Raw genomic sequence first — 10,670 nt, 5'->3', positions numbered from 1 at the left:
CTCCAAATCAGTGTGGCTGCCAGTACCCAATTTGGTCAGGTTACAACTAGACAACTTTGGCTTGCTGTGGCTTCATATTTTACATACTCGCAGTTGTTTATCATTATCTCGATTAATGCAGTATGGTCCTCAATTGATGACAGACTTTTCCATCGCGAAGCCACGAAGTGGGTAAAAACAAAGAGGTTTACAGATTGATGTTAAAAAACAAAAACAGGTTTACCCCAATTTTGATCTTACTGACTATTGGGCTTTTTATCGCGATCATGTTTTATGTTCGTGGTAGTAATAACCGCACCTTGCACCGTAATTTGTACCGTCAATGGAAAGAAGATTATGTGGTTGAAGAAAGTGATGGAAAAGCTTGGGTAAAAACGGCACCACGCACAAGCTTGTCTGAAGGTCAAGGCTATGGCATGTTGATTGCTGCAATGGCTGGTGAAAAGGGTTGGGCTAAAAAAGAAGATTTTCAACGGTTATATCGGTTTTACCTGGCTAATCGGTTGACTATCGATGATCAACAAACTGAATTAATGTCATGGAAGCAAGTGGATAAAAAAGTTTATTCTACTAGTGCAACTGATGGCGATTTATACATTGCAGAAAGTTTGATTAAAGCGGGAAAACTCTGGAACGAACCCAAATACTTGCAGCAGGCTAAGCTATTATTAGCTGATATTTTACGTTACGATTATAATTCGGCTACTCAGACGCTGACTGTTGGTGATTGGGCTAATAAGAAGTCGAAGTATTATTACTTAATGCGAACCTCTGACGTATTACCGACTTACTTTGATGATTTTCATCAGTTGACTGGCAATTCCCAATGGCTAACGATCAAGAAGGTAATGCTGAAAAAACTGTATCAATTGAGCAAGCAACATCCTTCTGGCTTAGTTCCAGATTTTGCTTGGATTAGTAAAAAAGGTGTTAGACCAGCTAAAGCCAATGAAGTAGCTGGAAAAAATGATGGTGATTATTCTGGCAATGCTTGTCGCGTACCATTATTTTTAGCTACTAGCAAAGATGCACGAGCAAAGAAAATTGTTACTAAAATGTTGCGCTTTTTCAGCAAGCAAAAACAAGTGACGGCTGGCTATCAATTGAATGGTAAAGCGTTAAATAATTATGCTTCACCGAGTATTAGTGGTCCGATCTTTTTTGCAGTGCAGCAATTAAAGAAACCGGAATTTGATAATTTATTTGTTTCACAACAGTATGTTTTTACTAATCGTTTGACTGATACGAATTATTACGATGCAGCATTAATTACCCTGGTCGCTATGATGGAATAGTTTTATCTAAAGCAGGATTATTTGCATATTTTTGAAATCGTGCGAAAATCATAGGTAAATTTATATGAAAAGGTTATCAGCATCGAAAAATTGAGGATTAATAATGCAAAAAAATGTTGAAAATGAACATGAAGTGCATAAATGTGCAAAGAAAAAAATTCCGAATGATATGTGGCTAACAAATTCTATATTCGCTAATACTAGTGGAGAAGGCGATCGTCGAGCATCAGAATCAGATTTAAAAGCTATTATTCAAAGTGCGAGTCTTGATGATAGCTATGACACTCTTGATAATTTTAGTATGGCTGACCTAAATTTAATTGATTTGCAGAATTATAAAGTCTTATATTCTCAAGTAAATGATGAACCTGAAGTTATTTCCGCTGATAATGAACAATTTTTAATCGATCATGGACTTGTTCGAATAGATCGAAGGGATGGTAAATATAAGCTTTCAAAGGCAGTGTTGTTATTGTTTGGTAAGTATAAATTCTATTCTTGATGTTTATCCCTCATTTATGCTGGATTTTATTGTAAAAAATAAAGCTAGTGATGTAGATTATCTTGATCGAATTTATACGTCATGGGGCGATGAAAACCCAGATAATATTTTTAGTTTCTTTCAAAAGGTAATGAATAAAGTTGATACATTAACACCCGATACTTTTGAATTAAATGGATTGACACGAAAAAATTGGAAGAATAGTTTTGTTAGAGCAGTTCGTGAAGCAATGGTTAATTGTTTAACACATGCAGATTACCATTCACGCTTGGTGGTTCAAATTAGCTGGTTTGATAAGAGGGTTGTTTTTCAAAATCCTGGAGAATTGTTAGTAACAAAAGAAGAATTTTTTAGTAAAACTGATTCGAAACCAAGAAATGCCTTAGTATTTCAAGCATTCGTTCAGGCAAGGCTGGGCGAACACACAGGAAGCGGTGGCTATCGTATACTTAATGTAATGAGTAAATTAAATACAAAACATCCTGACTTAGAAGTTACTCCACAAAAGACAATATTGACCATCTGGAAAATAGGTGATGATACTGTATTGCATGACCTGCCTGAGAATGAACAAGTAGCTTATCAAGTATTCATGACAAAAATGTCTGCGACTTTTAAAGAAATTGCAGTCAACTTTTCTAATGAATATGAATGTCGAAAAGCCCTGAAGGGATTAATTGATAAAGGTCTAGTTATTCAAGTGGGGAAGGGGAGAGCCACCAAATACCTGATTTCACCTAAGTCATCTACAGCTCAGAAGTACATGTATAATTACGCGGAAATGATTAAAAATGTAATATTTTAACAGACTCGCTAAATTGGAATTCGGTTTCAAGAAGACTAAATATGTGCAATAATAGAATAAAAGCAGGGACTCCTTCTATAACAACGCTTAATGTTTTTATTGTTGAGGTAAAAACGATGAAAACTAAAGTTACCAAGGTGTTAACAAGTATAATGACTTCTATTATGAAATTATTTAAACATGCTAACAAAATTTACTGGCAATTTTCTATGGATCATCCTGTTTGGTTAGGTTTTTTTGAAGGTTTAGTTGTTGTGAGTTTGATAAGCGCTTTTGATTACCCTTATTGGTTGGGTATCTTTCTAGGTGCCTAGGTGCAATTTTTATTTTGGCGTTAGGCGTATTGAGCTTTTCGAAAAAATCGGTTGACGATTATAAAAAAGAGCCAACAAGAAGGTAAAGCCTTCGAATTTTCATTTTAAAAACAAAAAACACAGGAATTCACTAAAAATAATGAATTTCTGTGTTTTTATATTCGGGCTAAAAATCGAGTTTCTTCCCAGACACTTTTCGACGTTATTAAAATCTAGTTTTTATGTTTTCTACTACGGCTACTTTCAAAACCAAGAATTGCTGCAAAACCTGCTACTAGCATTCCTAGTAAGCCGATAACGCTGGTATTAGCTTCACCAGTTTGTGGGAGTTGAGGTTCATTAGCCTCATTTTTAACTGGACTTACAACGGTTTGATCATTGTGTTCTTGCTCTGTAAGATGTTCAGCCTTTTCAGCATTTCCGATATGTTCTTGTTTCGTAATTCTTGTCTTGATTATCTTTCTTGCCTTCTTCATCTCCTCTGGTTTGTCTTGTTTATCTTTTTCTACATCTTTATCAGTATTATTGTCTGATGGCAATGTAGTATCAGGTTGATCATCTGGAGATGGAGTTGGTTCTGGGACAGGCTCTGGTGTTGGAGTAGTGCCTTGATCACCGCCGCCATTTGAACCAGGGTTATCTGTGGTTGTGCCACGCTTCAAGTGAACATAGAAGACATTGTTGTTGTTATCAGCTTGATACTTTTGATTATTAAAGTCATTTGAAACCAGTTTATAACCTTGCTTTTCATAGTTTGCAATTTCATCAGTCGGAGCAGTTGCAAAAGTAATTACTTGGTTGAACTTACCCTTAGCGACTTTACTATCTAAGTTATTCTTAGTTGTATCATCAATATAGGTAATCGTAGCTGTTTGCTCATTAGCACTGTAATGTACGGTTACATTAATATCAGGATCGTCAAAGTTAACGACTTTACCCTTTGCAGTCTTAATATCTGCTGTGTAACCAGTAAGCACCGGACTATCAACGTCTTTCAATGTTTGACTTTCAGCAGACGTCCAAGTAATATTTTTGGTTACCAAATCTTGAGTACCATTTTCAGTAAAATTGACAGTTTGCTTGTTGTCGTTTGGTGCCTCTGAACCATCATCCATGACATAGTGAACCGTCATATTGACATCATCGTTGCGACTTACATTTTCAGTGCCATGTTTCAAGTGAACTTCAAAGTTATTGAACTTGTTATCATTTTGATACTTAATGCCCGACTTAAAGTCATTTGAAACCAGCTTATAGCCTTTTTCTTCTAAGCCTTTAATAACTTCTGCTGGATCATGTTCAAAAGTAATTACTTGGTTGAACTTACCATTTTGCTTGTCACTACCAAGTGTCTTCTTTTCAGTATCATCAATGTAGGTAATCGTAGCTGTTTGTGCATTAGCACTGTAATGTACGGTTACATTAATATCAAGATCGCCAAAGTTAACGACTTTGCCGCTTGCAGTCTTAATATCTGCTGTGTAACCAATAAGCACCGGACTATCAACGTCTTTCAATGTTTGACTTTCAGCAGGTGTCCAAGTAATATTTTTGGTTACCAAATCTTGAGTACCATTTTCAGTAAAGTTGACAGTTTGCTTGTTGTCGTTTGGTGCCTCTGAACCATCATCCATGACATAGTGAACCGTCATATTGACATCATCGTTGCGACTTACATTTTCAGTGCCATGTTTCAAGTGAACTTCAAAGTTATTGAACTTGTTATCATTTTGATACTTAATGCCCGACTTAAAGTCATTTGAAACCAGCTTATAGCCTTTTTCTTCTAAGCCTTTAATAACTTCTGCTGGATCATGTTCAAAAGTAATTACTTGGTTGAACTTACCATTTTGCTTGTCACTACCAAGTGTCTTCTTTTCAGTGTCATCAATGTAGGTAATCGTGGCTGTTTGCGCATTAGCACTGTACGTTACTGTAACTTCAACATCCTTATCGCCAAACTTGAAAGTTTGTCTCTCAATAGATGATTTATCAGGTGTATAGCCGGTAATTTCTGGACTATCTACGCTATTTAAGGTATCAGTTGTAGACGCATTCCAAGTAATTTCACCGGTAAATGGATTTTTGTAGCTAGTTTGTTTTAAAGCAACACTGGTCAATACCTTATCAGGTGCCGCTGGGCTGCCATCACTATAGACATAATGAATAGTTTCTTTAACCTGATGAGTCTGAGTAACAACTTCAGGCATGGCACCTTCAAAAATCACTTGATCGCCATCAAAGTCATATTTAGCCATCTTATCAAATACGTCTTCATTGTTAACATAATTATTATTCGAGTTGCGAATAGTTGGATTACCATAATTAATAACCATTCCTGTTGGAAGCAGTCCACGATCGGCTATAGTTAAATCGTTATCTGATTGCAAATAATCGCTACGCTTCATAGTATCTTGAAGTTCGTTATAGATCTTATCTTGATCGACCAATTTTACGTAAACTTCTTTACCGCTTTCGTCTTTATAGTGAATAAGCGTGTGGACTGTTGCTTGACCTTGAACTGTTAACTTAGCACTGCCCGTATCCCCTGGCTTAATAATGATTGGCAAAATTGTTGATCCATCAGGTACAGCAAAGCCATATTTAGTAGTGTAATTAGTATTAGTCTTGTCTTCGCCATAGGTCATTGTGGACACATAAATAGTCTTGCCTACGTGATCATAAACATATTCATCTTCAACTGGTATAACTAAACGTAGACTAGTCATGGATGGCGCACCGCCATTTGGCACGACCTTAATTGACTTAACCTTTGACCAACCATTATCATTTTTTACTTGATCGCCAGTAATAAACTTATTATCACCAGTATAATATGAGTAAGTAATGGTTGCATCATAAGCTTGCCCAGTCATTACATTAATCAAGCTTGCTTCGCCAGTCATATGTACATCGAATTCGCTTTTACCGTCTTGAGTTGATGGTAAGTTTACAACAGATACTAAGTCGCTTTTAGCATCATTAGTTGCGTTAATGATTGAATCATAGATATAAAAATGCGTTGGGTCTTGATGATGATCGTCTTGTGTTGAAACAAGCCCCGGACCGCCATTTAAATTGCCTTGTGTTTCAGTACTAGATGTGAAACTTTGTGCAACATTGATTCGCCAAGTACCAGTTCCGCCAACAGATAAAGTATTGCCATCAACTGTAACAGGATCTAGCCTATTGCTTTGACTTGAGTTTCGAATTGTACTTTTGGTTTTTTCTTTATCGCTATTATTTAAAATGTACCATGACCAATCTTTTGTTGCAGCTAATGCGTCTGGCAAATTGCTAATAGGAATTTGAACATTAAAATCAGATTTACGATCAGATGAACCGCCATAATAATATTCGCCATCTACTTTAACTTTAATAAATCTTTGACCGTTACTATCAGTAATAATAGAAGAATGAATTTTGGCTTTATCAATATTCGTTAATCCAATTGAGCCTAATTCTTTGTTTTGATTGTTATAACTTGCTGAAATTTTAGATAAATCAGGAACCATTAAATTATTATATTTAAAATAAAAAATTGGATTAGTTAAATGCCCTTGATGTTCCCGACCGTCATTAAGAATTGTAGCAGCAATAAAGTTGCCATTAGACGCTGTACTTAATTCGTTTTGGCTTGTATCAGTCAGCATTCCATCGGTTAATTTTTGTGTAGGTGCAAGCATGACTTGTACAACATTAACTTTGCCAGTCGAGCCTAATTCATTACAAGAAAATGAACCGGTAATGTTAAAAATATGAGGAGCCTTAATTGGTCTACCATCAGGATAAGTGTCATCAAATGAAAGATCGAAATAAAAATATTCACCAAATAATTTGTTACTTTGAATACCATTCTTAAAATAAACTTTCATTTGACGAATAGCTTTAGACGTTTTATCCAAAGATGAAGTTGTTTGCTTTGAGCCATCTGTAAAAATATAGTCGATGTGATCGATTTTACCATTAGTTGGAACCCTAAATTCAGTAATATTTACACCAGTTGGCATATCAAAAGTTTCAACGCCATTAGTTACTTGAGTTGAAAGGGCTGGCTCAAAGAGGCTACCAGTAAATCCATTATTGAAGCCTTGCGAAGTATATGTATATACTTTGTTGCCGTTTCGATCAAAAGCCCATTTAGATTGGTTGATATTAATTAACTTGACATGAAACTTGCTATGATAGGATGCCCAATCAGGAACAATAAATAATTCTTTGCTGGTACCAGTTGCAACTAATGGTTCCGCTTTATCATTATAGGTATTGATAGTATATTTCATACCAAAACCTGGCAAATCAACAAAACCATTTGTTAATTTGTCTGCAGGAACATTAATTAGGCCTTTAACGGCAACCTCGTCTGTAGTATCGTTTAATACCACTTGATATTGATTATCAGCTATTTTGGTTGCTTTAAGAGTTTTTCCGGTTGCATTATCAATAAATGTATCGGGATCAATAGTCACATCATCTGGAACAGTGATTGTTAATCCGGCAGATTTAATTAAGTTATAATAAGAAATACTGCCAAAATAATAATGAACCTGTGGCTTGAAGTAAAAAGTATTTTGAGTGTGGTTAATATACGGCTTATTACCATCAATATAAGGTGCAGAAATATCGTTACCAATACCAATACCCGATACATTCTGATATGTGATATTGATTGAACCCAAATCTTCTTTGTCTTTAACAACTGTAATTAGTCCAGAAGTACTTTCATATGGCGCAAAATCATAATACTTAAAGTTTGGTCTAATATAAATCCTCTGTGTTACAGAACCATTATTAATAAATTTATTAGTAATGATAGTGTAACCGTCTTGATAGAATGTAGATATATTAGTTGTGCCTAAAGCAGTTTGCAGAGGATCTGCTTGGATATCAATGGAACCATTTGGATTATAAATTTTAATTTGATACGTATTACCTGCTGAACTATTAGCTTTAAAGATTAAAGTAGCTGAATTTTCGTTAGTCACGATATTTTTATCAAGCAAAACTTGTAAACCATCATTAAAAGTTTTGCTCTCACTATGACTAGTTAAAGCACCGGTATTATCAAGCTTATAAGCGATGGCATGGAATTTATTTAAAGTAGATTGGCTATTAATTGTTGAATCAAGCGGATCGTAAAACATGCTGTCCATGTTAGTTACCTTGCTAGTGTTCCAGTTAGCTAATGGGCTTAAATCGCTGATTCGGTTGTTAGCAAACATAAGGCTCATGTCAGTTACCTTGCCAGTGTTCCAGTTAGCCAGCGGACTTAAATCGCTGATTCGGTTGTTATAAAACATATAGCTCATGTCAGTTACCTTGCCAGTGTTCCAGTTAGCCAGTGGGCTTAAATCGCTGATTCGGTTGTTAGCAAACATATAGCTCATGTCAGTTACCTTGCCAGTGTTCCAGTTAGCTAGCGGGCTCAAATCGCTGATTCGGTTGTTATAAAACATTTTCTTCATGTCAGTTACCTTGTCAGTGTTCCAGTTAGCTAATGGACTCAAATCGCTGATCTGGTTGTCAGCAAACATGCTGTCTATGTGAGTTACCTTGCCAGTATTCCAGTTAGCTAATGGTCTCAAATCGCTGATTTGGTTGTGGTCAAACATACTGTCCATGTAAGTTACATTGCCAGTATTCCAGCCAGCTAATGGTCTCAAATCGCTGATTTGGTTGTGGTCAAACATACTTTCCATGATAGTTACATTGCCAGTATTCCAGCCAGCTAATGAGCTCAAATCGCTGATTTGGTTGTGGTCAAACATACTGCCCATGTAAGTTACCTTGCCGGTGTTCCAGTCAGCTAATGGGCTCAAATCGCTGATTCGGTTGTCAGCAAACATGCTACTCATGTTAGTTACCTTGCCGATGTTCCAGTTAGCCAGCGGGCTTAAATCGCTGATCTGGTTGTGGTCAAACATACTGTCCATGCGAGTTACATTGCTTGTATCTAAATTAGCTAAGCCACTAATATCATGTAAATGTTTATCATAAAAGGCATAGAACCAATCACTGCCTTTAGCAACTATCTTTTGACCATCAGTATTGCTTAATTTAGGTGCAACACCATTGACAATTAAGTCTACTAAAGTATATCGGTCAATTTCAACTTGTAAATTCTTATCATTTTTACCAGCCTTAGCAAAATCAGCTCCATTTGGTACAACAATTTGCTTAGAGCGGTCACCCTTATAGCCAGTAATATTTAAATAATTATTGTCTATTTGTGTATTCTAGTCATCAAAATTAAATTGATTATCTATTGCTACTTTTGATTCAGCAAGTGTCTTAACATCTACTTGCTTAGTAAGTTTAATTTCCTGTGGCTTAATTTCAGTTAAAGTTGCTAAATCTGCAACATTCGGTTTAGCTCCCTTTGAAGTGACATTCGGCTTAACTACAGCTGAGCCGGGTTCATTTAGCTTAGTTTCAGTTGAAGTTGCACTTACTTTAGGTTGGACTACTGATTCTGCTTTAGCCTGATCTGAAGCAAGATTTGGGCTAGCTACAATATAATTTGCTTTAGCTAGCTTAGTTTCTGTTGAAATTGCTGAATCTGCGGTATTTATTTTAACGCCATTTGAAGCAGAATTTGTCTTAGGTGCAGTCGTAGCTACGGAGCCTGTTTCATTTTCCTTAGTTTCGGTTGGTGTAATATTAGGCTTTGCTGTAGCCGAATCTGCAGTATTTGCCATAGCTTCTGTTGAAACAGTAGTATTTGCCGGGTCTGTATCTTGCATCTTGTTTTCTTGCACAACGGAAGAGTTTTCTACGTCGTTTACTGTATCAGCTTTAACGGTTTGGCTACCCATGCCGATTGTTACAAAACCTAAACAAATAGAGCAAAGACCGATTGTGTATTTACGCAAGCCGAATCTTTGTTCCATTTCATTGTCAAAAAATGATCTTCGTTTTTGCATTTTACATTTCCTCTTTTTTAGTAAGAATATAAATTTAAATACGCGTGGTGCTAGTTAAATCGTTTTAGTTAACAAAAAAAGTCCAATCTTGTTAGACTCGACTTGTAAACATATTAATAGCAAAGAGTCTGACTAAATTAAACCACCCTAAGTTTAAGAGTTTTTCTCATCATTTACAAGTTAGTTTTAGTCGTTTAAATATAATTTGTCGCTGTTTGTACAAACTTTATGCCTAAAGCAAAGACGAAATATCAATGGATGTAAAATATCTGACAGTTCTATTCTGGCCTTGCTTATTTGGCAGGCTTCATTGGGCGTTGAATCTCAAAGAAGATTTTGTGAAAAGCTTGGTAATTTATCTCACTCTCTTTTGTGATCTTCTATTTTGTTGAATTTGCTGCTGCTTGCTTTTTTAGCATCATTTGTTTTCGTAACAGTGCTTGTTTAGCAAGCTTCTTTTGTAGTGCTTTAGCTTGCTTGACTGATAAGACTTTCCAATTCTTTGGTACCGTAAAAATATATTTACGATGTTTAAACTCATTTTGATGGCCAAAGACACCAAATATGACTTCTACTGTTTTATTTTTAAAAACATAGCGAGAAGTTTTGATCTCTAGCTTAGCTGTTTGATCAGTTGTAAAGTTAATAATTGCAGAGGAATGGTTAGTTGAGATTGGCTTAACTTTTTTCTGCTTAGAATGTTTTATTCTAAAACAAATAAAACATTCTAAGCTTAAAAGCGAATCGATTGTTCGACGGAATAATTGATTCGCTATTTCTTGTGTGTCGGGCATGACATTTCATCTAGTCTAGTGAAAGTCTAGACCACGG

Annotated in this window: 7 protein-coding genes and 3 pseudogenes; 7 read left to right on the top strand and 3 right to left on the bottom strand. The window is 35.8% G+C overall.

What is annotated here, in order from left to right; genetic code table 11:
• The 6 genes and pseudogenes from BN52_RS10290 to BN52_RS10475 all read left to right on the top strand — a co-directional run.
• Positions 1-198, top strand: a pseudogene (locus tag BN52_RS10290) (glycosyltransferase family 2 protein); the annotation flags it as partial.
• Entirely contained in the window at positions 198-1,295 is a 1,098-nt protein-coding gene (locus BN52_RS07435; RefSeq protein WP_008473840.1) for a family 8 glycosyl hydrolase, read from the top strand. The pseudogene BN52_RS10290 and the gene BN52_RS07435, both read left to right, overlap by 1 nt.
• A 103-nt stretch (positions 1,296-1,398) precedes the next feature.
• A complete protein-coding gene (locus BN52_RS07430) occupies positions 1,399-1,797 on the top strand; it encodes a hypothetical protein (RefSeq protein WP_008473839.1) in 399 nt (132 codons plus the stop codon).
• A complete protein-coding gene (locus BN52_RS07425) occupies positions 1,772-2,602 on the top strand; it encodes an ATP-binding protein (RefSeq protein ID WP_040473491.1) in 831 nt (276 codons plus the stop codon). Before BN52_RS07430 ends, BN52_RS07425 begins: the two co-directional genes overlap by 26 nt.
• 41 nt (positions 2,603-2,643) lie before the next feature.
• The gene (locus tag BN52_RS07420; protein WP_040473490.1) at positions 2,644-2,916 is read left to right on the top strand and encodes a hypothetical protein; all 273 of its coding nucleotides are present in this window, start codon (positions 2,644-2,646) and stop codon (positions 2,914-2,916) included.
• A gap of 70 nt (positions 2,917-2,986) precedes the next feature.
• A pseudogene (locus BN52_RS10475) lies at positions 2,987-3,214 on the top strand (hypothetical protein); the annotation flags it as partial.
• On the opposite strand, the gene BN52_RS07415 reads toward BN52_RS10475, so the two are convergent.
• Both BN52_RS07415 and BN52_RS07410 read right to left on the bottom strand, forming a co-directional pair.
• Positions 3,129-8,948: a BspA family leucine-rich repeat surface protein gene (locus tag BN52_RS07415; RefSeq protein WP_277812861.1), complete on the bottom strand. Its 5,820-nt coding sequence runs from the start codon at positions 8,946-8,948 to the stop codon at positions 3,129-3,131. The pseudogene BN52_RS10475 and the gene BN52_RS07415 overlap by 86 nt on opposite strands.
• A 204-nt stretch (positions 8,949-9,152) precedes the next feature.
• The gene (locus tag BN52_RS07410; protein WP_008473835.1) at positions 9,153-9,839 is read right to left on the bottom strand and encodes a YSIRK-type signal peptide-containing protein; all 687 of its coding nucleotides are present in this window, start codon (positions 9,837-9,839) and stop codon (positions 9,153-9,155) included.
• A 128-nt stretch (positions 9,840-9,967) separates the two neighbouring features.
• Between BN52_RS07410 and BN52_RS09945 the strand changes: the two are divergent.
• Positions 9,968-10,206: pseudogene (locus BN52_RS09945) on the top strand (IS982 family transposase); the annotation flags it as partial.
• A gap of 13 nt (positions 10,207-10,219) precedes the next feature.
• On the opposite strand, the gene BN52_RS07405 reads toward BN52_RS09945, so the two are convergent.
• The gene (locus BN52_RS07405) at positions 10,220-10,633 is read right to left on the bottom strand and encodes a DUF4811 domain-containing protein (protein WP_008473834.1); all 414 of its coding nucleotides are present in this window, start codon (positions 10,631-10,633) and stop codon (positions 10,220-10,222) included.
• Between the last annotated feature and the right edge of the window lie 37 nt (positions 10,634-10,670).

The organism is Lactobacillus gigeriorum DSM 23908 = CRBIP 24.85 (assembly GCF_000296855.1).
In the GTDB taxonomy this organism is placed as follows: Bacteria; Bacillota; Bacilli; order Lactobacillales; family Lactobacillaceae; genus Lactobacillus; species Lactobacillus gigeriorum.
Note: the sequence above shows the minus strand (reverse complement) of the source record. Positions and strands in the feature narration are given on the sequence as shown.